At 47.9% G+C, this 24,594-nt stretch carries 30 protein-coding genes and 1 tRNA gene; 13 read left to right on the top strand and 18 right to left on the bottom strand.

The genetic code is table 11. From position 1 onward, the window contains the following. Positions 1 to 94 precede the first annotated feature (94 nt). The 7 genes from I6E38_RS08725 to I6E38_RS08695 form a co-directional block, all read right to left on the bottom strand. Positions 95 to 2,230, bottom strand: coding sequence for a hypothetical protein (locus tag I6E38_RS08725; protein ID WP_235393609.1), 2,136 nt, complete (start codon positions 2,228 to 2,230; stop codon positions 95 to 97). A gap of 142 nt (positions 2,231 to 2,372) precedes the next feature. Continuing rightward, the gene (locus I6E38_RS08720) at positions 2,373 to 2,744 is read right to left on the bottom strand and encodes a hypothetical protein (RefSeq protein WP_235393608.1); all 372 of its coding nucleotides are present in this window, start codon (positions 2,742 to 2,744) and stop codon (positions 2,373 to 2,375) included. Between the two features lie 90 nt (positions 2,745 to 2,834). Next, the gene (locus I6E38_RS08715; RefSeq protein WP_235393607.1) at positions 2,835 to 3,440 is read right to left on the bottom strand and encodes a hypothetical protein; all 606 of its coding nucleotides are present in this window, start codon (positions 3,438 to 3,440) and stop codon (positions 2,835 to 2,837) included. 17 nt (positions 3,441 to 3,457) lie between these two features. Further along, complete coding sequence (locus I6E38_RS08710) at positions 3,458 to 4,246, bottom strand: hypothetical protein (protein WP_235393606.1); 789 nt, start codon at positions 4,244 to 4,246, stop codon at positions 3,458 to 3,460. Between the two features lie 26 nt (positions 4,247 to 4,272). Beyond that, entirely contained in the window at positions 4,273 to 4,836 is a 564-nt protein-coding gene (locus tag I6E38_RS08705; RefSeq protein ID WP_235393605.1) for a hypothetical protein, read from the bottom strand. Positions 4,837 to 4,854: 18 nt separating this feature from the next. Beyond that, a complete protein-coding gene (locus tag I6E38_RS08700; RefSeq protein ID WP_235393604.1) occupies positions 4,855 to 5,358 on the bottom strand; it encodes a hypothetical protein in 504 nt (167 codons plus the stop codon). Positions 5,359 to 5,459: 101 nt separating this feature from the next. Continuing rightward, positions 5,460 to 7,451: a portal protein gene (locus tag I6E38_RS08695; protein ID WP_235393603.1), complete on the bottom strand. Its 1,992-nt coding sequence runs from the start codon at positions 7,449 to 7,451 to the stop codon at positions 5,460 to 5,462. A 159-nt stretch (positions 7,452 to 7,610) separates the two neighbouring features. On the opposite strand from I6E38_RS08695, the gene I6E38_RS08690 reads away from it, so the two are divergent. From I6E38_RS08690 to I6E38_RS08640, 11 genes are all read left to right on the top strand, one after another. Next, a complete protein-coding gene (locus I6E38_RS08690) occupies positions 7,611 to 8,372 on the top strand; it encodes a hypothetical protein (protein ID WP_235393602.1) in 762 nt (253 codons plus the stop codon). A 135-nt stretch (positions 8,373 to 8,507) separates the two neighbouring features. Beyond that, a complete protein-coding gene (locus tag I6E38_RS08685; protein WP_235393601.1) occupies positions 8,508 to 10,130 on the top strand; it encodes a hypothetical protein in 1,623 nt (540 codons plus the stop codon). Between the two features lie 108 nt (positions 10,131 to 10,238). Further along, complete coding sequence (locus tag I6E38_RS08680; protein ID WP_235393600.1) at positions 10,239 to 10,649, top strand: hypothetical protein; 411 nt, start codon at positions 10,239 to 10,241, stop codon at positions 10,647 to 10,649. Positions 10,650 to 10,668: 19 nt separating this feature from the next. Further along, positions 10,669 to 11,328, top strand: a complete 660-nt coding sequence (locus tag I6E38_RS08675) for a hypothetical protein (protein WP_235393599.1) — start codon at positions 10,669 to 10,671, stop codon at positions 11,326 to 11,328. 1 nt (position 11,329) lies between these two features. Then, positions 11,330 to 11,608, top strand: coding sequence for a hypothetical protein (locus tag I6E38_RS08670; protein ID WP_235393598.1), 279 nt, complete (start codon positions 11,330 to 11,332; stop codon positions 11,606 to 11,608). Beyond that, positions 11,595 to 12,146, top strand: coding sequence for a hypothetical protein (locus I6E38_RS08665; RefSeq protein ID WP_235393597.1), 552 nt, complete (start codon positions 11,595 to 11,597; stop codon positions 12,144 to 12,146). The genes I6E38_RS08670 and I6E38_RS08665 overlap by 14 nt, the downstream gene beginning before the upstream one ends. A 17-nt stretch (positions 12,147 to 12,163) precedes the next feature. Next, positions 12,164 to 14,548 (top strand): hypothetical protein, encoded by a 2,385-nt coding sequence (locus I6E38_RS08660; RefSeq protein WP_235393596.1) that lies wholly within the window; start codon positions 12,164 to 12,166, stop codon positions 14,546 to 14,548. Positions 14,549 to 14,560: 12 nt separating this feature from the next. After that, the gene (locus I6E38_RS08655) at positions 14,561 to 15,208 is read left to right on the top strand and encodes a DUF4376 domain-containing protein (protein ID WP_235393595.1); all 648 of its coding nucleotides are present in this window, start codon (positions 14,561 to 14,563) and stop codon (positions 15,206 to 15,208) included. A gap of 15 nt (positions 15,209 to 15,223) precedes the next feature. Next, positions 15,224 to 15,709, top strand: a complete 486-nt coding sequence (locus tag I6E38_RS08650) for a hypothetical protein (RefSeq protein ID WP_235393594.1) — start codon at positions 15,224 to 15,226, stop codon at positions 15,707 to 15,709. A gap of 11 nt (positions 15,710 to 15,720) precedes the next feature. Continuing rightward, complete coding sequence (locus tag I6E38_RS08645) at positions 15,721 to 16,308, top strand: hypothetical protein (RefSeq protein WP_235393593.1); 588 nt, start codon at positions 15,721 to 15,723, stop codon at positions 16,306 to 16,308. Positions 16,309 to 16,362: 54 nt separating this feature from the next. After that, entirely contained in the window at positions 16,363 to 16,737 is a 375-nt protein-coding gene (locus I6E38_RS08640; RefSeq protein ID WP_235393592.1) for a hypothetical protein, read from the top strand. 9 nt (positions 16,738 to 16,746) lie between these two features. On the opposite strand, the gene I6E38_RS08635 is transcribed toward I6E38_RS08640, so the two are convergent. From I6E38_RS08635 to I6E38_RS08620, 4 genes are read right to left on the bottom strand one after another with little or no spacing between them, the layout of a single operon-like run. Beyond that, a complete protein-coding gene (locus tag I6E38_RS08635) occupies positions 16,747 to 17,163 on the bottom strand; it encodes a DUF7841 family protein (RefSeq protein ID WP_235393591.1) in 417 nt (138 codons plus the stop codon). A 57-nt stretch (positions 17,164 to 17,220) separates the two neighbouring features. Next, positions 17,221 to 17,466 (bottom strand): hypothetical protein, encoded by a 246-nt coding sequence (locus I6E38_RS08630; RefSeq protein WP_235393590.1) that lies wholly within the window; start codon positions 17,464 to 17,466, stop codon positions 17,221 to 17,223. Between the two features lie 36 nt (positions 17,467 to 17,502). Next, a complete protein-coding gene (locus I6E38_RS08625; protein ID WP_235393589.1) occupies positions 17,503 to 18,012 on the bottom strand; it encodes a hypothetical protein in 510 nt (169 codons plus the stop codon). A gap of 26 nt (positions 18,013 to 18,038) precedes the next feature. Beyond that, positions 18,039 to 18,389 carry a hypothetical protein gene (locus tag I6E38_RS08620; RefSeq protein ID WP_235393588.1) on the bottom strand — a complete coding sequence of 117 codons (351 nt, stop codon included), beginning with the start codon at positions 18,387 to 18,389 and terminating at the stop codon, positions 18,039 to 18,041. 137 nt (positions 18,390 to 18,526) lie between these two features. Here I6E38_RS08620 and I6E38_RS08615 point away from each other — a divergent pair, with 137 nt between their 5' ends. Further along, on the top strand, positions 18,527 to 19,177 hold the full coding sequence (locus I6E38_RS08615) for an NUMOD4 motif-containing HNH endonuclease (RefSeq protein ID WP_235393587.1): 651 nt from the start codon (positions 18,527 to 18,529) through the stop codon (positions 19,175 to 19,177). A 4-nt stretch (positions 19,178 to 19,181) separates the two neighbouring features. Here I6E38_RS08615 and I6E38_RS08610 read toward each other — a convergent pair whose 3' ends face one another. From I6E38_RS08610 to I6E38_RS08580, 7 genes are all read right to left on the bottom strand, one after another. After that, a complete protein-coding gene (locus I6E38_RS08610) occupies positions 19,182 to 20,120 on the bottom strand; it encodes a hypothetical protein (protein WP_235393586.1) in 939 nt (312 codons plus the stop codon). 169 nt (positions 20,121 to 20,289) lie between these two features. Then, positions 20,290 to 20,592, bottom strand: coding sequence for a helix-turn-helix transcriptional regulator (locus I6E38_RS08605; protein ID WP_235393585.1), 303 nt, complete (start codon positions 20,590 to 20,592; stop codon positions 20,290 to 20,292). A 4-nt stretch (positions 20,593 to 20,596) separates the two neighbouring features. Continuing rightward, complete coding sequence (locus I6E38_RS08600) at positions 20,597 to 21,055, bottom strand: Loki-CTERM sorting domain-containing protein (RefSeq protein ID WP_235393584.1); 459 nt, start codon at positions 21,053 to 21,055, stop codon at positions 20,597 to 20,599. A gap of 4 nt (positions 21,056 to 21,059) precedes the next feature. Further along, entirely contained in the window at positions 21,060 to 21,617 is a 558-nt protein-coding gene (locus I6E38_RS08595; RefSeq protein ID WP_235393583.1) for a glycoside hydrolase family 19 protein, read from the bottom strand. Beyond that, the gene (locus I6E38_RS08590; protein WP_235393582.1) at positions 21,614 to 22,078 is read right to left on the bottom strand and encodes a hypothetical protein; all 465 of its coding nucleotides are present in this window, start codon (positions 22,076 to 22,078) and stop codon (positions 21,614 to 21,616) included. The genes I6E38_RS08595 and I6E38_RS08590 overlap by 4 nt, the downstream gene beginning before the upstream one ends. Before the next feature lie 100 nt (positions 22,079 to 22,178). Continuing rightward, a complete protein-coding gene (locus I6E38_RS08585; protein ID WP_235393581.1) occupies positions 22,179 to 23,315 on the bottom strand; it encodes a site-specific integrase in 1,137 nt (378 codons plus the stop codon). A 301-nt stretch (positions 23,316 to 23,616) separates the two neighbouring features. Further along, a tRNA-Lys gene (locus I6E38_RS08580) sits at positions 23,617 to 23,689 on the bottom strand. Positions 23,690 to 23,977: 288 nt separating this feature from the next. Here I6E38_RS08580 and I6E38_RS08575 point away from each other — a divergent pair. Further along, a complete protein-coding gene (locus tag I6E38_RS08575) occupies positions 23,978 to 24,547 on the top strand; it encodes a uracil-DNA glycosylase family protein (RefSeq protein ID WP_235393580.1) in 570 nt (189 codons plus the stop codon). The last annotated feature ends 47 nt before the right edge of the window (positions 24,548 to 24,594 follow it).

The raw sequence follows: 24,594 nt of genomic DNA, 5'->3' as shown, positions 1-24,594 counted from the left end.
GAGTGATTTTTAATTATTTACTGAGCCTTACTGGGCCGACTAAGCCTTTCTGAGCCTTTGATTATGGGGTGAGCCTTTGATATTTTTTTTATTCTTAGATTGAGGCTTCGGTGCGTACGCCGTCGGAGTGGTGTTTGAGTCCTTCGTCGGTGCGCCAGCGTGGAAGCTCCATTTCGTGGGTGGATACGTAGAGGGCAATGGCGGTGGACATGAGTACGTCGTCGTGATTGCCTGAGCCTTCGATGTTGCCGAGGGAGCCGTCTTCCTTTCGCTCGTATATGCGCAGCTCGTGATACATTTCGGTGTCGGGTTCGTGCCAGAGTCGGTCGTCGACGAAGGCTTCGAGATTGTCGATGAGCCAACCCTTCGTAACCTTATTGGTCTGAAAGCCGTACTTGGCGAGGACGTTGCCAGCGGTGTCTTCGGGAGAAGAACGGCGCTGGTAGAGATTGGGATAGTAGTCGGCAATCTCGTTGATGATAGAGCCGAAGTGGTCGCCCTCGGTATTGTTGTTCTTCTCACGGTCGGCAGTATTGGACTCAATGACAAGGAGAGCATCGTCGTAGTAGTGAGCGAGAGCAGCAGCCTTCCATGCGAGCACGTCGTGACGGCAGTGCCCACGATAGCGAGCCACGACACGAGGCTTGTCCTTGACAGAAGGCATCATGCCCATACGGTCGAGTACGGTCATAACGGTGTAGTCGGAAGTAGAGGACTTGCCACCGATGTCGACGCTGACAACGTAGCGGTCGGAAACACGCAGAATCTGATTGTTGGGCAGGCTCCAAATTTTAAGTTCGCCCTCGCCATCGTCGCGTATGGTAATCTTGGAGTTGCGTATGGTGTCGTAAGACTTCTTGCCAGAGGTGACGATGTCGGCAAGGAACTTGGGCTTCTTGACTTCGCCATGACGGAGGTCGTCGATAGAATAAGGATTGAAGACAAGATTGCCGGAATTGCGGAAAGCCTCCTCCTCGTCGATAGGAGCCTCAGTGGCGCAGAAAGCATGAGTCTTGAACTTGTTGCGGAAATTGCGATACCAGTTGATAGCCTGGAAACAAGCTCCCTTTTCCCACATACGCCAAAAGAACTTGCCCGTTTCGCGAAAACCTTTAGGGCAGGTGGAGCGGTCTTTGTTGCGCAGCAGCCACTCGGCAAAAGCCCGAACATCTTCGACAGGCTCCATATCGTTCTCGATGATGAAGCAAGGAACGAAGATGAAGGCATAGGCGTCGTTGTTGGACGGATCCATGGCAAGCTGGCAGCGGTCGTAGAAGAATCCGGAAGCGCCACGGCCTGTAGACTCGAAGACCTCGATGTTGTCCTCAATATTGTGGATACCGCCAGAGATAGACGAGATAACGCCTTCGGGGTCGTGCTCGGGAGTCTTCTTCCAATAGGCAACCTCGGAATAGTGGGCACAGTGGAAGTTGTTGCCACGGACGGCATCGAAGTTGTCGAAGGAGGCAACGGTAAGCGTAGAGCGGCGCAGGGCCTTGTTGCCGTCGGTGACGATGAAGTCGTCGGGTGAGTTTTCGTAGGGCGAGAGCATGAGCTGTGTGCCCGGGTGTCCGATAGTCCAACCCTTCTGACGCTCAACAGCCTTGCGGTACATAGCCTTAATCTTCTTGGACGTAGACTTGACCTGTGAGAGAACGATAGCATTCCATCCGTCGTGACGGAAGTCCTGCATCCACTTGATGTAGAGCTGTGTGAGAGTAGAGCCACCCCACTGACGAGCCTTAAGGATAACGACACGTATGGCTTTCTTCTCGTGGCGCAGCTTCTCGAAGAGAGCTATGAGCCGTCGCTGTGGGTAGTTAAGGCGGAAGGGAATCATATCGCCCGTGTTCTTGTCCTCAATCTTATCAGTACAGAAAAGGGCGAACTCGGGGTCTTCACGGAAACGTACCTTGAAAATCTCAAATGTGAGGAGGGCGCGTAGCTTCTGCGTGTCGGGCGAGTCTTCGTCGTAGTCCTTGCGGAGGACGTGGATAAGAACGTCTTTCAAGGTACCGTAGTGTTGTAGGTTCTTGTAAAGGAGGGTGCGCATACACTCCTTGGGAACGTACATCTTGGGTATGATGAAGTCGGGTATTTCGAGACAGACACGTGACTCAAAATCGTAGCAGCCGATGCCTGTCCACGGGTCGTAAGGCCCGTAGATTTCATTGTAGCGAGATTGGTTTTCGGCTACCAGTGCATCTATGTCACGGTCGGTAATGAGCATTTTCTAATTATTTAATGGGTCTTACTGGGCCTTCTTAGGCCTTTCTGAGCCGTGGGGAAATTTTGGGTGATGAGCCTTGCTAAGCCTTTTTAGGCCTTACTAAGCCTTTGGTTATGGACTGCTGATAAACATTAATCATTAATCAGAGTCCTTCGTACTCCTTTAGTTCTTCGAAGTCGGCATCTTCGATGCGTGGAACGGGGTTGGCACCAATGGCAAGAGGGTCGTCGGTCTTGGTAGTGGATAGTGCCTGGAGTTCCTGGAAGTCCTTGTTGATGCCCACGGAGACGTTGAGCTGGGACTGCTTGGGGACAACGTGCTTCTGCATGTCGTGATAGAGAAGCAGCCATGCCTTTGGGTCGTGCTCGGCAAGTTCGGAGAACAGCTCTTCGAACTTCTCCTGATTGGTAGAGAGGAGGTCGCGTATGAACTCCTTTTGCGCCTTGCGCCCGGCAGGAAGAAGCTTCTTGCGACGCTCGGATATGAGAGGAATGTCGTCGAGAGTCTTTTGCATAGTGAGGGAAATTTTGAACCTTGATGATAAGCCTTTCTGGGCCTTTTTGAGCCGACTGAGCCTTTGGTGAAATTTTGGGGTGCAATCGCTTTAGAAGGGGCTTAGGTGCTTGTGGACTGAGCCGGGAATGACTCGGCAGGAGAGGGCTCGTATGTTGGTAATGCCTTCTTCAAGGGACTCCTTGCGGTCGATGGTGCGAGGGTCGCGCGAGGAGAGCACAAGAGACATATATTCGTAGAGTGTGCCGTCAACTACATACTGGTGAATAGCCTTGACGAGAGAGTCGTAGACAGTGGCGTCCCAGTAGTCGGGCATGAGAAGCGAAATTTCACGTTCGTCCCACTCCTTGAGGTCGTTGAGACGGGTGACACCTTCGGGTTTGAGAACGAAAGCGGAAAGACAATGCTCGACACTGGCTATGTACTTGTCGAACCAACGGAAGAACATAGGACGATAGGTGTCAGACTCGGACGTGGCAACCTCGGCATCGTTGTGCACTGAACGTGCTGCCTTATCAATCATGCCGGTAATGGCATCAACATCATAGAGGAGCTGGTCGGCCTGTAGGAAAATATGCTTGACGGAGTGTCCGTAAGCACGACGTGGCGGTTGGGGTGCAAGCGGGTTGGGGATTGGATTCCATCCCCTTTCGCGTGAAGCCATGTGCGGATGCAGTTCGGAAAAGTCGTGATTCATATAGACATTGTTTTGGGTTAATGCTCTTTGGAAACTATGACTGTAAACTCTGCGTAGACGTTGTCGGAATGGCGAGAGAAGAGGCGTACCTTGGAAACGCCAGTGTTAACCGGACGAAGGACGAATGTCTTAGGTTGGGCAGAGCGCACGATGTGTACAATGCCTACGTCTTCGGAACGTGCCTCGATGTCGTCAACAGCACCGCCGTTAAGGCTGTAGGAAACCGTTGCGTCCTCGTCAATAGAAAGCGTGACTTCGCCCCCATTGTCGGAGCCGTCGACCTTTGCAGTGATAGAGGTGGGGAACTTGACGGTGGGGACACGTGGCGCTGAGAGGATGAAGCACTTGCGTATGTCGGATTCGTCCTTGACAAGAGCAGCCTGATAGGGTTCAGCCTGCTTGGCGTTGGTGGTCTTTATCCACCATTGCATCGTAACGTAATCCTCGGCATACTTGGCGCTCAGCCGTGCCAATGTGTCCGTAAGCGTGCCGTTGAACCGATGCGACACCGATAATGTAAACTCCACGATGTCGTCAGTCTTCTCATTGTAGAAGATTGCATTGTCGCCAACGGTCTGAGGTGTAGGCACAAGGTAGTCGACGAATATGGTTTTCAGAGTTTCCAAGGCAGCGTGGAAATCGGAAGTGAACACCCGTTCGTGGAGAGCTTCGTCGCCAGCCGTTTCGCTTGCCACAAGAGCGTTGTTGGCTCCCGCGGTAATCTTGTCCATCTGTCCCTTAAGGAAAGTGGCAGACTGGAACGCTTCACGGACAAGCGACTTTATGATTTGAAATTTGATTATCATAGTATGTACTATTTATTGGTGAAACATCAGTTGCCTGTAAAATCCGTGCCGTCGTCGTTGCACATCTTCCCGTTCACGGATGAGTATTCGGCTTTTGCCTGCAATGGCGAGGAAATGGTGAACGACTTGCGTATGCGGTTTTCCAAATCCTTCATCATGGCGGCATGTGGTTCGGCCTGTGGCTGCTGTCCTGCTGACAGCCACCACTGATAAGTCATGTATTCCTCGACGTACTGCTGCGAGTAGTTGGCTATGGCATCGGTGAGCGCACCGTTGAAGCGTCGTGAAACAACAATGGTTATGCTTGCAGAGCCTTCGCTGCCGGAATAGGAAGCCGAAATAGAAGTGTCGCCCACAGACTGATGATTCGGGGAAAAGAAGTCAACATAAACGGACTTCAAACGTTCAACGCCTCGTACAAAATCCTTTGCAAGTTTTCTTTCGTGTACGGTTATGTCGCCAGCGGTTTCGTTGTAGCGGAGCTTGTCAGCTCCCTGCTGTGTTGACGAGTCGATAGAGCCCTTGATGTAGGTTTCGCTCTTGACTGCCTCTATAGCGAGTGATTTGGAAATGGTGAAAGTTATCTTCATAATCAAATTGTTTTATTGTCAATTGCTGTATCCGTCGTTTTTTTCGCTGTCTTCAACTGTTGCAGTGGCGCTTATGTTGTACGCTGAGGAAGAGGTACGAGGCTGCTGTTTCGTGAAAGCCATCTTGACAAGCGAAGCAAGCAGATGTTGGGCATCGGCTGTGTACTTTGGCGCGATGTCGGGTGCGAACATATTGATGACCGACTGCACTGTACTGGCTATGAGGTAAGACTGTAAAGCCGCAGAGAATGCCGAGTTCAAGCCGTTGTTCCAACGGGTGTTGTCAATCTCGAATGTCAGACTTGAGCTTTCCGTGAATGATGTTATTATGGGTGATAGTTCGGCGACGACGATGTGTGCAGCCGACTTGGCGAATGTCGGCATTGCGCTTTCTTCCAATGAAGAGAGCGTAGCCGTAGAGAAAAGGGTTTCGCCCGAGGCTGTCTTGTGATGCTTGCCGATAATGGAGAGTTGCTGTTTGGCGGCAGCGGTGACATCGGATAGGGTAACGGATATTGACATATTGAGTGATTTTTTAATTTACTGGGCTGTTGGTGATGGGCCTTACTGGGCCTTTCTAAGCCTTACTGAGCCATTGATTGAGATTGCTTGATACCTTATCGCTATTGCTGTAGGTATTGCTGTGCTTGCTGGACTGCCTGTTGGTCGGCACCGGGGACGATGCCGTCTTGCGGTGGCTGTTGCTGCATTGCTGCCTGTTGCGCTTCAAGCTCTGCCTGCTGGCTCTGAATGTCCTGTAAGAGACGGTCGGCAAACGGGGCGTTGAGGTTTTGCAGATACTGCACGACGTTGATAGCGCCAAGTTCGAGGAGCTTGTCGAGCTGGTCGTTGATGTTGTTCTGATAGGCAGCGGTGGCAGCTGCGTTCTTGATGGAAATCTTGAACTTGATGTCGCGTGCAGCCATGCGGTCGTACTCCAATGTAGACGTGTAGTCGCGATTGAATATGATGCGTCCGTCTTCGTAGTACTGCTTGATCATCATGCACTTCTTCTGTGCGACGTTCTCGGTGAACGACTCGATGTCCTTCAGGATTGAGTAAAGTGAGGTGGAGGCATTCTGTGACTCCTGGGCGTAGCGTGAAGCAGACGTTCCGGCTGTAGGAGTCTTGCCCTGAAGAGCACCCGACACATTGGAAACCTCACGGATGAGATTAAGCTCAATCTGCAGAAGCTCGTTGGTGCCGAGATTGACGGCGTTGGACGTAATGACATCGGGGCGCGAGTTCGGTAGTGTAGCCTTAGGAGTGTAGAATATCATGCCGTCGTACTCGGTGGCCTGTTCGGCAAACTGGTCGGGAGTCATACCGTCGAGTACCTGCGTAGGCACAAGCATAAGACCCTTGGCAGAGGAGCGTATCGCCATATCGTTCATGATGATAAGGCGGTTGATGTAGCGCTGCTGGTCGATGATGTTGCCCATGAAGGGATGAATCTCGCCGTTGATGTAGGGATAGAGCTTGACGGTGAAGGGGTGAGACTTGAAGTCGTAGGGCGACTCGCCACGGCAGAGGACAGTTCCGTCGGGTGCCATGTAGGTGTAATACCAATACTTATCTGCCACCTTCTTGGCTGTGATATAAGCCCGTTCTTCTGGCGGAACACCCATGAGGTCGTACTGACGCTTGCGCTCGGCGTTCTTGGCGTTGAGCTGGGCAATAAGAACCTTGTCGTCGCACTCGATGCGGAAATAGGCATCAGACTCGTTGGTGGCAATAGGGTCGTAGCACTGATAGCGATACTTTGTCTCGGTAGTCCACACCTCAATGATACGGACGCAATGGCCACGACGAGACGGAATGTCGAACGAAATGTTAGATAAGTCGTTGGTGTCGTTGTGCAGCGTGCCCTCGGTAGAAACGTCGTCGGGGTCGATATTGAAGATACGGTTGAGCCGATTGACGTCAAGTCCGTACTCGTCCTTGGCAAACTTCTTATAAAGGTCTTCTCTTGAAACGTCATGAAGCACACCGATGAGCGAGAAGTCAAGGTGTCGGGGGTCGGAACCACCCTCCCAGAAGACATAGTTAGGCTCGATATAATCAGTCCATGAGTCTTCAATCTCCTGTTCGCGGTCTTCGTACGTCTCACGGCAGACCACAACACCACCGATAAGATAATCTTCGAGGACGTGCTTGAGGAGGTCTTCCATCTGTGTGTTCTGCCAGTTGCACTGCATCGTGGCAGACATCATATCGGAGAGGGACTGAGAGGAGCGTGTGCGTGCGAAGCATACAGGCTCGGTGCCCTGCTTGGCATAGAGACCAACGATGGTGTTGAGAATGGAGACCATGACGTTGTTGGAGAGAGGAACGGAGCCTTTCTTCTTGAGATATTCGCGCTCGGTGTAGTCGTAGTAGAATCCGTTCTTGTAGACCCGTACGGTGTCGCCCCACTGGTCGCCGTAGCAATATCGCTTAGCCCGGTCGCGAGCGAGGCGTACGGCTTCAAGATTGTTCCACGCCTGCCAACATCGCTGCAATAGCTCATAGTCGGTATTGCTGCCATGCTCGTGCTCCATGCGTCGGCGTACGGAGTCGAACGTCTTGCCCGAGGACGGCATAACACGTGATAATGTGGGTATATTCTTCTGCATATTCTGTATGAAATAACATTGTGTATCAGCGCAAAAATACGTGAAAAACAAGCTCTAAATGCCGTGTTTCGTCCTACAGACGAAAGACGGAAAAACAGTGATAAAAAACTAAGATATTTGCGTTTTAGAAAGTCAAATCTAAATTTTACAGAAAGAAAAATGGACGAAGAAAACAAAAACAAGAATGACGTTGCACCCGGACAGGATGCGATGGCACCTCCTGTGGAGGAACGTCCGAACCGCAAGGCCTTTGCAGAGCGCTTCAGCAAGCGTCACAAGGACATTGACTTTGAGGACAAAGAAGCCCGCTACGGCGCGATGAACGAGGATGCAGACGCTCTGTCGGCATACGAGGAGAACGGCCGTGCGCTGAGCGAAATGTTTGACAACAACCGCTGGCTTGCAGCAATGGCCATGGACTTGAAGGACAACCCCGACATGGACCCGATAGAGTGGATGGCAAAGCAGGGCATAGACATCGGCGCAGCCTTGGAAGACGAAGAAATGGGCAAGAAGGTGGCTCAGCAGATTGCGGACTTCCAGCAGAAGAAGGCTGACGAGGAGAGCCGCGAGAAAGAGATTGCGGAGAACCTGAAGCAGTCGGCCGACGCTATGGACGAGTTGGGTCTTGACGATGATGCCAAGGCAGACCTGTGGGAGAAGTTCTTCAAGATAATAGGCGAAGCTGAGGACGGCAAGGTGTCGGCAGAGACATGGACGCTGTTCAAGAATGCGCAGAACTATGACGCAGACGTGGCTTCGGCTCGTGAAGAAGGAGCTATGCAGGGACGCAACGAGAAGATTCAGAACAAGGTGAAACGTTCGGAGAAGAACGACCTGCCCCCTACCCTTAACACCAACGGCGGTGCTCAGCCCAGCAAGAAGAAGGGCGGCAGCTTCTGGGACGGCTTAATCAAATAGTTCTTCTACAAAAGACTATAGGACACCTGTCATATTTATTATTATTTATTAATTTCTAAAAATATCAATCAAATGAAACACAATCGGTTTATTAATTTTATTAAAAGTGGACGTTTCCTTACTTGGCTTTTTCTTATGCTTCTCTCCGTTGTAACTGGCGGTTCGTCGCTCATGGCTGTTGCCGACAACGTTGCTCCTCAGATTGGCGACGAGGGCCCTGCTCCGGCTTCCGCTGCTGAGGCTGCTGCCAACGAACCCGTTGAGGCTGGCAAGAGCGACCTCAACAGTCCCGGAGGTAAAAAGGACGGTCAGGATTTGACGGGCTCGCAGGCATCGTCAACGCAGCTCAAAGAGGGCGACATGATTGATGAGGAGTGGGACAGAAACATCGTAAAGTTCTACCCATACAAGACTCCGCTTCTTAGTATCGCCCGACAGGTGGCTACTAAGGTGGCTATCAAGAACTGGACCGCCAAGCACATGCGTATTGGTGGCGAGACTCTCGACGGTAAGACTACTGCCCAAATCACTGGTGGCGACACCATCGAGCTTAACTCTACCAACTTCTCTGGTTCTCTCCGTCCGTTCTACAAGTGCTCGACCGTGTACGTGCCCGACGTGGAGGGCTACAAGGAAGGTTCAACCACAGAGCGTGAGGGTATCTTGCAGCTGTACGTAATCGAGTCGAACGGAAAGAAGGTCACTCTCCAGGCTACCAACGGCAAGGCGAAGAACAACGGTACACCATCGACAGACCTCGACAGCATGACCTGTCCGGACATTCCATCGGGTTCGGTATTCCTCGTAGGCGCAACCGCAGCAAGCGAGTCGCAGCTCATGGTTCCGCCCGAGAACATGCAGCCTCGCGAGAAGGAGATTTGCGTGCAGAAAAAGCTGCTCAACATTCTCTTTACTACCGACTTCGAGAAGGTGCAGACCAAGGTGCCTATCACTGTCAACGACCTCAAGGCAGACGCCATCATGAAGTACAACCTCCGCGCCGAGCGTTCTTATTGGCTTGGCACTAAGCGACGCTTTAAGGTGCTCACCGAGGATGGTGCTGTTGAGGACGTGTACATTGCAGAGGGTATCTTGCCCCAGTTGACCAACGCTTATGCTATCGGAGAGGTGCAGGAATGGGCAGACTGGATTGCTCTGTCGAAGCTCCAGTTTACGGACTTTGCCGAGAACAACCACGCCTACGTATTCGCCGGCAAGAACTTCATCGAGAACATGGAGAAGATGAAGATTGTCAAAGACGGCAAGAACGACATCATCAACCACGACGAGTTTGACCTCACCTTCAAGCGCATCAAGGACACCTTCGGTACATTCGACGTTGTATGGGACCAGACCCTCGACCTTATGCACATGGAGGACTTCGCCGTCATTGTAGACCTCAAGGCGAGCCGTCGCTACGTGCGTGTAGCCAACAAGGAGCGCACGAACGACATGTCGAAGGGTGCAGGTGCAATCCGTGACGCAAAGCGCTGGATTCACGAGGAGGCAGACTGCATCGCTCTGCGCGGCTATAACTCGGTACTCGTAGGTCCGGAGGAGAAGATTTCGAAGCTCGGCATGACCACACTTCGCACAATTATCTCTGCTCCTAAGTTCCCCGATACTCCGGCAAAGGGCATGAAGGTGGCTCTTACTGAGGACTACACCGCTAGCGACGTTCAGTACGACAAGGGTTCGGTGTACTACTACAACGGCACCAAGTGGGAAGCCTACAAAGGCCAGGACGTAGCCGCCTAAAAAGAAGTTGTTAATAAAAAAATATTGTCTCGACAAGTCCTCGCTGAGCCATTGAGAGCAAGCTCCTTTGCTCAGTGGGGGCTTTTTCATTAAAAAAAACAGAAACAGATGATTAAGATATACAGACTGAAACAGATTCGCAATAACGTTTCGCACGTACTCGAAGGTGCAGGTGGTAATACTGTGCGCTACAACTTCACTGGTGGCAATGTGATTGCCGGAACATGCCCCGAAATCTCACTGAAGGGAAAGTACTTTCAGGACTTGCTCGAAGCGAGTGAGCTGTTCAAGGACGGTACGGTGGTGTTGGTGCGCGAAATCAAAACCTCCGACGACATGAAAGAGAATGTGCCGGAGCCAGAACCTAAGAACATGGACACGGCGGACGCGGTGACTACGCCCGACGAGCTGCTTGTGTACATCAACACCAACTACGGCAAGAAGTTTACCGATCCGAGCAAGGCTCTGGCTTTTGCTGCCAAGGAGGGAGAGGTGTTTGCCAATCTGAACCTGGGGTAACCATTAAACACTATTGGATATGACCGTAGAAGAAATAATAAAGGAAGTGAAATGGTGTGTTGACCACGAGACGAGGGAGGACTCGAAGCTGAATGACGGCGGCGAGGACATCTACATGGACAACATCATCAGGGCGAAGATAAACTATGCGCTGAGGTGGTTGGCTGTAATGACTGGTCAATGCACGAGTAAGAACACGGGCGGTTCGGGAGGGCTGAGCGTGACCCAGAATACGGTCATAGCAACGGTGGACGACGTTGGCGAGGTGACGGTGCCTGACGGGATAGCTGCTGCGGACATACAGCGTGTGAGGCTGAGCATATGGTATAAGGCAGCAAAGCCTGTGGACGACACGAGCGATGACGCGATGCTGATGTTTGACAACACGGCAAAGGGAACGGTAGAACGACCGCTGGCGACCGTAGTACGTGGCAGCACGACAAGAATACTGGTGCAGCCGTGGAAGTCGGGATGCACAGCCGAAATCTCGTATATCGGAAGCAATCAGACATTGTCGGGAACACCGAACGACTCAACGAACGTAAACGTATCAGACACTCAAAGAAATGCTTTCATATACTATATCGCTTACCTGCTTCTGGCTGCATATGAAGACCCTGGTGCACAGACTATGCTCAGCATTGCGGTTCAGAGCTTGGGAACTAACACACAGAAATAAGATGGAGACAGTCAGAACAACGTATGATGCCAAGGAACTGGCATGGACGAGCCCTGCACTGAGACTGGAGCGTGACATCTATCTGATGATAAGCTTGAAGAAGAAGGGCAAGGTGGTGATAAGACAGAGCACGGACGGCAAGAAATGGCCACGTGTACCGATAGAGCAACATAAGGACACGAAGGCTTTCTGCCTACGGATGGAGGTCGTGCCGAAAGTGTTGCAAATAAAGATTTACACATCAGAAGAACCGGAGGAAATAAAGTATGCCTACATTTAGAAATGACGTAAAACTGGGAACGAAGGTGCCCTTAATTCAGACGGACGACCTTGCAGACAAGTGTGTGACAGCAGAGAAGCTGGCTGAGGGGAGCGTGGATGCCGTGAAGATAGCGGACGGAAGCATCACTTCGGACAAGATAGCTGCTGGCAGCGTGACAGCTGAGAAGATAGCAGCAGGGAGTATAACAGCTGAGAAGATAGTGGATGGGACTATTACTGCTAACAAGCTGGTGAAGGGTATGTTTGACGGCATTGAGGACAAGCTGAAAGACGGAAGTATCACTACTGAGAAGCTGAAAGACAATGCTGTGACTGGAAGCAAGATAGCTAATGGAAGCATTGGGACAGGACATATTTTAGACAAGTGCGTGACAGCAGAGAAGCTGGCTGAGGGGAGCGTGGATGCCGTGAAGATAGCGGACGGAAGCATCACTTCAAGCAAGATTGCTGCTGGTAGTGTGACAGTGGAGAAGCTGGATGGTGCTGTGGCTACAGAGGAACTGAGTAATGCTGAAATTGACGCAATGTTTGCATAAAAAGGAAGGAGGAAAATATGACTAAATACTTGGACAATGAAGGACTGACTCATTTCACTGGAAAGATGAAGGAGTATGCTGATGGTAAAGCTGGTGAGGTGGATGGCAAAGTGACTACTCATGTTGGCAACAAACAGAATCCTCATGGTGTGACTAAGGCACAGGTGGGACTTGGTAGTGTGGACAATGTGCAGCAAATACCATTGAGTCAGAAAGGTGTTGTAAATGGTGTGGCTACACTTGATGCTAATGGTAAGGTGCCTGTAAATCAGATGCCTACAACAAAGACTATAAACGGAGCGTCGATTTTTGGAACTGGTGATCTTCAACTAAGTGCATCATTGTATGAGATTGTGGATGCTTTGCCTACAACTGATATTGACACCTCGAAGATATATCTTGTGCCAGCAAGTGCTACTACAGCCAAGAACAACAAGACAGAGTATATTTATCTTGGTGACCCAAATAAGGCGTATGATGAATCTAAGTGGGAGAAGCTGGGTGATGAACAAAAGAGTTCTACTGTAACAACTCCTGGAGGTTCAATAACAGTAGATACTGCTCTTATTGAAAATTCTCCTAATCCTGTAGCAGGAGGTGTTGTAAAAGCGAAGATTGATGAGATAGATACGAAACTTGCTAAAAAGGTGGAAAGCAGTGATTATACTACCAAAATGACTGCTATAGATTCAAAGCTGAAAACACTGGAAAATAAAACTATTGATGTTGACGCTGAGTTGAAAGATTCTACTAATCCTGTTCAGAATAGGGCTGTGAATGCTGCTGTGAACAGTCTGAATACAAAACTTGGTAATAAGGCAGATTCTACGGCTTTGAATGCTGCTACTGGTAAAATTACTACATTGGAAACTAATGCAGCTACAATACTCAGTGTAACAGGAGAAGGAAATGGTATTAGTAGCATATCTAAGTCGGGTAATACCATTACAGCAACAAAGGGAAATTTTTTGACATCAGCAGCTGGGCTTGCGACAAAAAATGATATTTTGCCTGATACGTTAGCATCAAAAGGAATTGCTACAAAAACGTGGGTAAATGAACAAGGTTTTGCAACTGGTACAATCCCAACAAATGTAAGTCAGCTGACGAATGATAGTGGATTCTTGACAAATACAGCACTGAATGGCTATGTGAATGAAGTCCAGCCAGATGGAACACAAAGTGGAAATGGTATTGCAAATATAACTAAAGAGGGTAAAGTCCTTAAAGTAACAAAGGCAACTTTTCTAACTGAGCATCAGTCGTTGGATGGTTATGTGAATAATGTCAAGGTAACTGGGGTTGCAAATGGAAATGGTATTGCAAGTATAGCGAAGAATGGTAAGGACATTAATGTAACACAAGGAGCTTTCTTGACAGCAATAGACGGTATTATTGCGGAAACAGGTAATGCTGTAGCTGGAAAAGGAGTTACAGATATATCTATACGAGGCAATAAACTTGTTAAAAAAACAGGTACATTCATAACACCTGCAACTCTGGGCGATGCTATTGACAGCTATGCGTCAAACAAAGGTTATCTCACAGAGAATAATCTGAATGAAAAGCTGAAGGAGACTGTCACCATTAAGCTGGTGTCAGACAAATCAGCGTCTGATACAAACTTGAATGGGGCAAAAGTTACTGTGAAGAGTGGTGACACAACAGTGAGCACACAGACTTGGCAGGGTACTCCTATAAACGTTAAGGTGCCATGTGATAAGGAAGTGACGATAGAAGCTGCTACTGTAAAGATGTATGCAAAGCCAAAGGTGTTGAAGTATGTGCCTTCACCGCTGTATAACAGAGAGGTGATATTTACGTATAAGGCTTTGGAGACGGGTGTGTTTATTATTGATAAAAACGACAGACTTTATAAAACAATAGAAGAGTTCCAACAGTCGGGTATGTCTAATAGTGATGCTGTTGGTGTATTACTTGTTACAGATAAGGTAACTATTGTCATTCCACCAGGAATGTCTAGTGCATTACAATGGAGTACATCAGGACAACTTGTAGAAGGAGTTACAACAACTTCTGATAGCGAGGTAGCTGTACTAGATTTTAAAGGCAAAGCTAATACAGAAGCAATAGTGAAAGCACTTGGTCAAAATGCACCAGCTGCATATTATTGCTCTAACTATACCTTTAAAAATGGTAAAAAGGGATATTTGCCATCATTAGGTGAAGGTAAGGAAATACTATCTAATCTAGTAAGCATTTATGAACTACTTTCCTATATAAGCCCAGAAACTGACAACCTTTCTTCCAGCTACAGATGTTGGACATCAACACAATATGATATAAGTAGTGCTTGGGAGTTTGAGGCAATTGGACTTGGAACAGCTGGTAAGACGACTAGTAATATGTATGTTATCCCTATTTATTCACTATACGATTAAAACAAGTAAACTATGGTAAAATCATTTGGAAAAACCGCTGATTTCAAGGTATTTGAAAAGAAGAGCGAATATATGTATCACATTGCATGGGCAAAGAAGGTACAGACAGAAAAGGATGAAGAGACAGGGAAGGTAAAGGAACTGCCTCTTTGTGACTACTGGGTTGAGGTATTTTTCTACAAGCCAAGGATGAGCGACGTGATAGAGAAGATTGCTAAGTGTGGAGAACCAGCAAGCATGGAAGAGATAAAGGAGATAGCCGAAGGTCTTGGCGAGGATGTGCTGAAGGCAATGAAAGAGACGCTGATGGCATATATAGATAAGTATGATGAGTCGGAAAATGTGAACAGTTTCTATATCAACGGCATACGCACTTGGGCAAAGAAGAGTGAGCGCATGGGATTCCAACAGAACATTGCAGACAAGGTGGCATTGGGATTCAAGGAAATCACTTGGTGGTTTGACGGTGTGCCTATTACTCTGCCATGTGACAAGGCTGAGCAACTGCGTCTACAGCTTGAAAATTATGCCTTTGACTGCTTTAATGCAACTGCATGTCATAGGACTGCTGTGGAGAAACTGGAGAGTGTGGAGGATGCTATGAGGTATGACTACAAGAGTGGTTATCCAGAGAAGCTGAGATTTAATGTTGAATATTAATTTGGATTTAGGATTATGATAGGACTAAGTATTATTGCAGCATTGCTGTTTGTGGTGATGCTGTTTGTAGTGATTAAGAAATATGGTGTACCAGAAATGGTATCGTCTATCTATTATCTGCTTGGTAAAAGTGGATGGGTGTTTCAAGTTGTCATGATGTCTGTAGGCATGTTGATGCTCATGTGTCTGCTGGACTGTGAAAAGGGTGTGCAATGTCTTGCTTTCCTTGCTTGTGGAGGGCTGATGTTTGTAGGTGCTGCTCCAAGGTTTATGAATGAGGACAGAGGGGTGCATAAGGCTGCTGCTACTATATGTGCTATGGCAGGGATTGGCTGGTGTCTGAGTGCTAACTTTATTATGACTATTGCAGCTATTGTTGCTTATGTGATAGGTATTGCATATATTAAGGGACTCAGAAAGTATGCACTGCTTGTTGCAGAGGTGGCAGCTATAGGTTGGACGTTTCTGACTTATTGGGGACTATCATTAGGTATTATCTAAAAACAGGAGTTATGGCAAAGTTTGTAGGAAATAATGGATTGGCACATTACACCACAAAGGTGAAGGAGCTTGTAAAGAGCAAGACTACTGACAGGGAAGGTGTGGCGGATGGTGTGGCAATGCTGGATGGAAACACAAAGATTAGGGACAATCAGCTGTGGGATGCTACTGAGAGTAAGCACGGACTTATGACAAGTGAAGACAAGAAGACATGTCAAGAACTGAAACAAATGAATGAGTCTGGGACACTGGTTGATGTTCCTATCTTTGAGGAGTATAACAACGAGAGTGTGACTCTGACAGAGAATGTCACACCAAGCAGTGAAAGTGGTTTTATAGTGTTTCTGAGTAAGATGAATCGCTTTGTGCTGTGTATTATTGAAAGTGGTACTGGCACTCGTAAATACTATAAGAGCTGGAAGGAAATGCGCAAGGAGGGCTTTGGCAATGGTACTCCTGAGAGTGGTAATCTGTACTCGCTGAAGGATAATAGTAAACCTATGCTATATATTGGCAATGGGACTACAATAACTCCTGTGACGCAAGGAGCTATAGAGTCAATAAGCAACGGGGAGATAGACCAGTTGTTTGTGAAGTAAGAAAAAAGAGCACGAGGGATTGATTTTCCTTCGTGCTTTTTTTTAATAAAGATAATGGAGTGCGACGGGATAAGAGGCTTGCGCGAGAGAACCGAGGAGATAGCAAGGGGATTCTGTATTGAGAGGGATATTGTAGTAGTCGGATATGTGGGTGACGGCGTGGAGAAGTTCGTGGGTGAGGGTGTTGAGGAATTGAGAGGGAGAAGAAGAGGGACAGAGAACTATGAGAGTGCGGTGGAAGGAAATGTTGGTATAGGTGAAAGCAGTGTCGGGGACAGAGTGAGAGACAAGAAGGCAGGCATCTTCAAGGGGCTGCGAATGACAGCCGAGAGATTGAAGATGTCTGCGGATAATGTCAACCTTAAAGGGAGGGACGTTGTAGAATATATGCACCGTCCAATCGTAGGAATGGAGGTATATTTGTTGTGAGCGCATAGGCTATGAGGGGTCTAATACGTCTTCCCATGGGATTGGGGTGCCAGAGAGGGCACAATCGGCATAGAAGCGATTGAAAACAAAACCGTCGGGCTGATCTTCATCATCGACGTAATCCTTGACGAAGAGGGCAAGGGCACGCTCATCGGTGATGGAAGAGCCATAGAAATCGGCAAGAGCCATATTGAGGACATAGACATGGTCGTAGGCAACGGCATTGTCGAGAGTGATGCCGTACTTGTGAAGAGTCTGTTCGACCTTTTCCTTAGTCCAAGGAGTGATAGGCTTGTTGTCGCGACGCATACGAGAGACAGCGAAGTCGTGCATACGGCGTGAGAAGTGATAGCCATAGTAACGCAGATAGGCGAGCATTTCGGGCGGACGGTAGTCGTACTGAGAAAGGGACTGACGAGGTTTCATATGAAGAATAGGGATTAAGAGGAGAATGCCATAAAGACATTCTCCTCGGGTTAGACATTAATAATCATAGTCGCGACGTTCGCGTGGACGGCGGTAGTCGGGATAGTCGTCGCGTTCTGACTCGTGACGCTGGTTGTGATAGTCGGAGCTGCGATAGTCGGGCATAGGGCTGCGCTCGCCATACCGCTCACGCTTGATAGAATCGAGACAGGACATAACTTTGCCTCCATAGCGAAGCATTTTCTCGGCGTTCTCGGTGAGTTCGGAGAACTTATCCTCGGTAATTTCAACAATAAAATTCATAGTCGTAAAGTTTTAAGTTCCAAAAGAGAGGACTTCCTACGCCTTAGGTTTGAGAGCCTGAGCAAGCATGCCCTGGATATTGGATAGAGTGCCCTCGATACCAGACATCTTGGTTTCGAGTTGGGAGATTTTCTGCTCCTGCGCCTTCTTCTCGGCTATCTGAGGGTTGAGTTGGGCGAGCATGGACTCGCAAGATGTGACCACAGAGCGATGATAGTCAACGCTTTCGAGAATCTGACGAGACTGACGGAGCATAGCCTCAACCTCGGCAGACATAGCCTCGCGCGACTCAGAGACAACGAGCGTGCCGGAATTGGCAATCTGACCATTGGAAGGGAGTTGCTTGAAATCCATTTCGCCATCGGTAAGCTTCACACGGACATCGACCACAGATTCCATCGGTTGAGGGGAGAACTGTCCGGGCTGATAAGTGGGGAACTTAGGCTGAGGATTGGAAACGGAAACAACCTGTCCTATCTGCAATTTAGGCTCGTTGCTCTTGTCAAGCACATAAAAAATACTATTAGTACGCAAACCGCTGAACATAAGAAATCCTTTCTTTTAAGAATAGGTTAGACAATACCCGTCATGAGCTGAAGGGTGTTAGTGTCGCGCTCGAACCAAAACTGGTAAATGCCAGTGCCTGGGAGGTCGGCGACGGTAAGAGGGGCGCCGTTGTACTTGGTTACGGCTTGGGTAGCCCCGTTCGTCTCGAAGAGAATAGGGAGCATGCCGGTAGTTCCCGTAGGGATAGCCTGAGCCAGCTTGACGAAGACCGTTCCGCGATAATTAGCCGAAGCAAAGGCATGGTTGCGGAAGGAGAACGTGACTGCTGTAGCAGACACCGCTACGGCAGTGGAAGCCACGGCAGCGGAACCACGGCGGTTGACCCATGAGAAGGGATAATTCCAAATAGGTGTCATAATTATTTCTTCCTTTAAAAATTAATTATTAACTTTGCATTGGGGATAGATGAGAGTAATTAACTCATTGATAAGAGGTATGTCAACGCCTCTTCCCTTTTCTTTAGTTGACACGTTATTTAAAAAAGTTGACAGATATGAACAATCAAGATTTTATTAAAAGTATCACCTTAGATGGTGAGGAATGGCGTGATGTTGTCGGATATGAAGGGCTTTATATGGTCTCTTCTCTTGGTCGTATATATGCATTTCCCCGAGAATACCAACGTACAAGCAAGACAGGTAAGGTTTATAGTATACCTGTGAAAGGTAGAATTCTAAACCAAGCCACTCAAAAACTTGGGTACAAAATTGTACTGTTGTATAAACTTGATCACTCTAAGAAATCGACAAAAGTTCACAGACTCGTTGCCGAGGCATTCCTGCCAAACCCTTATAGTAAACCATGTGTTGACCACATTGATACAAATCCATCTAATAACCATGTTAATAATCTCCGATGGGCGACATACTCGGAAAATACTATGAATCCGATAACCAACAAACGTTATTCTCTTGTAAAAAAACATTTATGGAAACCAGTTGTCGCTATCAAAAACGGCAAAGTGGTATATAAATTTAATCACATGAGAGAAGCTGAAAAGTTAGGATTTATGAGTTCTTCTATCGCCAGAGTCTGTAATGGTACAAAATATTATTGCACTCATAAAGGATACAAATGGATGTATCTATCCGACTATGAATCTCTTATCAACAAGTCAAAGAACACCGTTCCTATTGAAGTATAGGCGACTATCCCCAAAATCCGGTCCCGTTAGCTCCGTATAAGCCCATTTGAGCAGCAACACAAGTAGGGACGCCAACCACGGGACTATACTGGACTGTTGCTGTATCTGGGAGCTTGCACTTAATACCCGCCACTTCCTTCTGTAATACTCCGAGGGCATTTCCAAGCGGAGCAACCAACTGTGCCTGGTATGCCTGCAATGCCTGCGTCTGATGCTCGTTTGAAAGTTGTGCCAAAAGAGAGCTGTTTTTCTCACGAAGTGCATCCAGTTTGTCTTGTAATGCCTGTGCCTGTATTTGGTCAAGTTTACCCATAATAGCCTGAGTATTGTTCTGACCTGCATCACGCAACATCAAAGCATTTGTGTTTGCTGTGTCGTTAATCTGATGCGTTTGCTGACAAATAGACAATTTGAGATTGCCATCCAAAGCTGTAATGGCATTGTTTGTACGACAGCAACAATCAGCAAGCTGTTGTGCAATCTGCATGTTGCCCTGCTGGAGAGCATTGATGGTCTGCATGCCAGACATACCAACCTGATTGCCTACAGACTGAACCTGTGAGGTGAGAGCCGAGATAGCCGACTGAATCTGTCCTTCGGTGCAGTTGAGCTGGGTAGCGAGATTGGACAGAGCGTTGCGGTTGCCACCGATAGCGTCCATGAGCAGAGAGCGTCCGTAGTCGTTGTTGATTTCGTTGGCTATGGCACCACGTCCGTTGCCTCCGAATCCACCCCAACCGTTACCGCCCCAGCCCATGAGGAAGAAGAGGAAGATAACCCACATAAAACCGCTACCGTCACCCCATCCGTTGCCGTTCTTGTTCATTGCAAGAAGGAGATTAGGGTCGAGACCGTTGCGCTGGAGGAGAGGAGCAAGAAGCGACATCATACCGCCACCGCACTGGCCATCATTGCCGAATACATAAGTTTTTGTTTCAGACATAATAATAAAAGTTTAGGTTTCGCCCCAACATTGGGACTTGAAGCAAATTTACTTATTATATAAGGTGTCGCCTAACGATGCTCAAATGAGGAAGATGATGCTCAAAGAAAAACCGTTCTGTTATCGCAACAGAACGGCTACAAAAACGATTATGACAAAAAATTAAACGTTAACACTTATTTAGTTTACAACTATCGAGTTCGGCAAGACTCCATGAGAGTTCCTTGAATCCCGGGGATTTGCGCCCGTGAGGGATGCGTCCTTCGGATACGTAGCGGTCGAACTTTGCGCGGGACATATTGAGGTAACGGCAAGCCTCGTACTTGGAGACACGACGTTCCTTGTCGGCAATCATCGTGCAGAGGTCGAGGAACATGCGTTCCTGCTCGTCGGTGGTGGCACATTCGCCACTGTCGATGCGGTCGATAAGTTCGACGAGAATCTTGCGGATGGACTTTAAGAGGACTCCCATGAGGTTATTTCTTTCTATGTATAAGCCATATCATGCTTATTATACCTATTATAATAATAAAGACTATCGGATAGAGAGGCGCGGCGAGCTGCTTCCATAATGGCAGCTTACGTTCTACCGGGACGGGGATTTCCGTCTTATTCTCTCTGGCAGCGTAGACAGTATCGTGCTTGATAGAAATACGGTTGCACCAATGGGTAATCACCTTGGTGAGATAAACAGTGTCGCCTTTGACAATGGACTCGAAGTAAATGGAGTCGTGCATATAGACGCTGTCAAGGCGGATATTGTTGACATGCACCGTATCGTGAAGGGTACGTTCGAGGACTACGGGTCGGGAGGAGGAACAAGCAGAGCAGCACATGATAAAGCCTATACAGATAGTCATTATCACAACAAATAGATAGAAGTCGCTAACCATTGATTGAAGCCAATCACGCTGTTCTTTATCGTTTTTGTTCATAGACTTACTTTTCAAGAAGAAAATTCTTTGCCTTATCAAGGAATGCACGTCGCTGTTCGAGTCCATTGGTGCCACCGTTGATAACCTTGGTTATCTTGACGATGTCGTCCTTGTCGGCATACTTGTTGAGATTATGTGAGTCGAAGAACCACATAGAAGACTTGACAGCACCGAGAGGCTTTGCGAGGAGTTCAGGATGGTTGACAACATCGCCCTTGCAATACTTCGAATTATTGTAAGCAGTATAGTTGGCACGTCCTGTGATTTGGATAAGTCCACGACCTCGATACTTGTATCCGTCGCCATCCTTCTGTGGGGTATTGCCGAGTCTATTGGCGAGTCGTCCGGTATCGTACCTGTCGAAGTAATGGGTAGGGCCTTGTTCTTCGGTGTGCTTTAGGCAGGCAGACTCGTGGAGAATCTGTGCAAGATAGTGACACATGCGAAGAGGAGTGGTAATATGAAAGGCTTCTGCATAGCCGTTGATATAGTTGATATACTTGTCAACATAAGGCTCGGAAGCAGGAGCTATCTGAATGAGTTGCTGTCGTGTTATCTTCATTTTGTTTCGTCGTTATTTGGTTCGGGTGATAAATGTTTGAATATCTCGAATTTCTCCACAAACTTAACTGTAAGAATATAATAGAGAAGCGATGTGAGCTTGTGCCATGTTGAGCCAGGTGTGCATAGACTTCGCCAGTTGCGTACTATGTTGGTGCCAAAAAGATAAATGGCAGCGAAACAAACGTATTTGACGCAGACGAGTGCTTGTTCTTCGGTGTGCATAAAGTGCCCGACGATGAACATCGATGCTGCCGTAGCGAAGAAGATAAGGCAATAGATGAAACACATGCCAGCCTTGCGCCACGACCAATCCTCACCGTTGAATATGGCAGCCAGCCAGCCGAAGGCGAAATTCAACACAAATAAGATGAGCATGCCGAGCATAAAGTCCTGAATGGGACTTATAAGGGCGAAGAACGCCCCGGCAACTGCTATTATAACACTCCTAATATCGTTCATACCGCAAATTTAACGTACAAGAGGATATGTATTGCGGTGATTCGTCTGTGGGAAAAATAAAAAAAACAGCGACTCTCCAAGGGTCACTGTGTGGTATTGCTTAGAATTTGTCTTCGATGTTATTGAATGCCGAGCGTACGTCACGGGACAGCGTACGTGCGTAGCGTTGTGTCTGGCGAAGATTGGTATGTCCGAGAACCTTAGACACAACATTGATAGGCATTCCCTTGGAGAGGAACATCGTAGCTGCCGTGGCTCGCCCCATGTGAGAATGAAGATTGTCTACACCTATCATAGAACCTATGACTTTAAGATAGTCGTTGTAGCGCTGATTTGAGAGCATGGGCAGCTTGTTCTTGTACTTGGTGAGTATATCGACAGCCTGGGGGAGAAGCTGAAGTACGAAATCAACGTCAGTCTTGGCACGGCGGTCGTGATAAAAATACTTACCGTCGATAAGGTCGCACTCGTTGAAGTCGAACGCCATGAGGTCAGCATACGCAAGCCCGGTGTAACACTGGAATAGGAAAAGGTCGCGAGCCTTGCAGAGGTGAGCCGTGGAAACGGTGAGATTGCGGACGGCATCAAACTGCTCGACTGTGAGACAATCGACATACTTCTTGTCGCCACGGCTTATCTTGAAGCTAAGGCGACGGTACGGATTTTCCTGCACAAGGTTATCAATGACTGCATCGTTAATGAAGAGTTTCAGATACTTGTGATAGTTGTAGATGGTGGACTGCCCTATCTCGCGAGTATGCAAATATTCGTCCATCGCACGGACATTGGCGACGGTAAGGTCAGCGAAGGAAACTATCTTGCCCCACGAGCGCAAGAAGCGAGTGAAGACACGATAGCGAGTCTTAGTGCTTTCAGACACATGCCGCTTAAGGGTACGCTGTTCACAGTAGGTAGGGAAATCCATTTCCTCGGCACGTTCGCCTTGATAGAGCTTGGTGATAGAGTTGAAATCGAAGTTGTCGTCGCTGTAAGACTTGCTCACAATTTTGTCGGCCTTTGTGCAGAGAACTGCAAGACGCTTATTCAATTCGTCTTTGTCGGGACGGCGGACGACCTTGTTTTTGTTATTGTCCCACTCGTTAGGGGCGATTCTTATGCCAGTCGCGAAGTACTTCTGCTTGCGACTCAGACTGAACCTTATTTCCACAGAACCGGGCTTTCCTTCTTCCGTGGCGTGCTTTCTGTCATAAACAATGTTAAATTTCAAAATTGCCATAATGCATAAATCTTTAAAGGTGTTTATAATGTATCGGGAACAGGAACACGCATTTGGTAATACATTTTTGGGCATTTGGTAATACATTAGTAATACTTTTGTGTCAAAATTGCATTCAAGATGCGCGGAAAGCCGATGTATGCAGGTGTACCCGAACGTTGCGATGTAAAACGTTTTATGCACACGTATATATATTTAACCCGTTTGTAATCAACAACTTACACGAAGCAAAATACCGATAACGGCTTGATTGAGAAGCTGTTATCGGTATTATCAGATGTAATGCAAAATGTGCTATATGTGATCCGCATGGGGCTCGAACCCATGACCCCAACATTAAAAGTGTTGTGCTCTACCAACTGAGCTAGCGGATCTCCGTGTTTGCCTTATGTTTCAAAAGCGAGTGCAAAGGTACGTACTTTTTTTGTATCTTGCAAATTTATTGCTAAGAATCTTTAGTTTTTTGCTCCTTTGCCGATTAATTTCATTAATTTTGTGTTCTGCATTCAGTGAATGCTATATATATAATAATGTATAGCAATTCAAAACTCAAAACTCAAAATTCAAAACTCGCAAAGCGCCAATTCACAATTGAATAATTCACAATCGCAGGCGTAGCCGAGAACAATTCAAAATTCAAAACTCAAAATTCAAAACTCAATATGTTTCCAGTTGAACGTCATCCCTTTAAGCCTTTTCTTCCCGAAGGCTGTCGTCTGTTGATGCTTGGCAGTTTCCCGCCAGCCGAGAAGCGTTGGTCTATGCATTTCTATTATCCCAATTTCACCAATGATATGTGGCGAATCTTTGGCTTGTGTTTCTTTGCAGACAAGCTCCACTTTGTGGATGTTGAGCATAAGACATTCCGTCTGGACGAAATCATCGAATTTCTCACAGCCAAGGGCATTGGCATGTACGATACCGCTACGGCTGTGCGCCGACTGAAGAACACTGCTGCCGACAAAGACCTGGAAGTGGTTGAGCCTACCGACTTGAAGGCGATGGTGCGCTCATTGCCCCGTCTTGAAGCCATTGTAACAACTGGTCAGAAGGCTACCGACGTGCTGCGCGAGTGTTTCGACATCAATGACGAACCACGTGTAGGAGAATATGTGGAGTTTGAATTTGAAGGAAGAATGTTGAGGCTTTGGCGAATGCCAAGCAGCTCAAGGGCTTATCCGCTAAAGGTTGAGAAGAAGGCGGAGTATTATGGGAGGCTGTTAGCCCTATAAAGCCCCACCCCCGGCCCCTCCCCCGTAGGGAGGGGAGTGGTATGCAC

The sequence above is a fragment of the Leyella stercorea genome (genome assembly GCF_021531355.1).
Classification (GTDB): domain Bacteria; phylum Bacteroidota; class Bacteroidia; order Bacteroidales; family Bacteroidaceae; genus Prevotella.
This window is presented reverse-complemented; position numbering and strand designations above follow the sequence as displayed.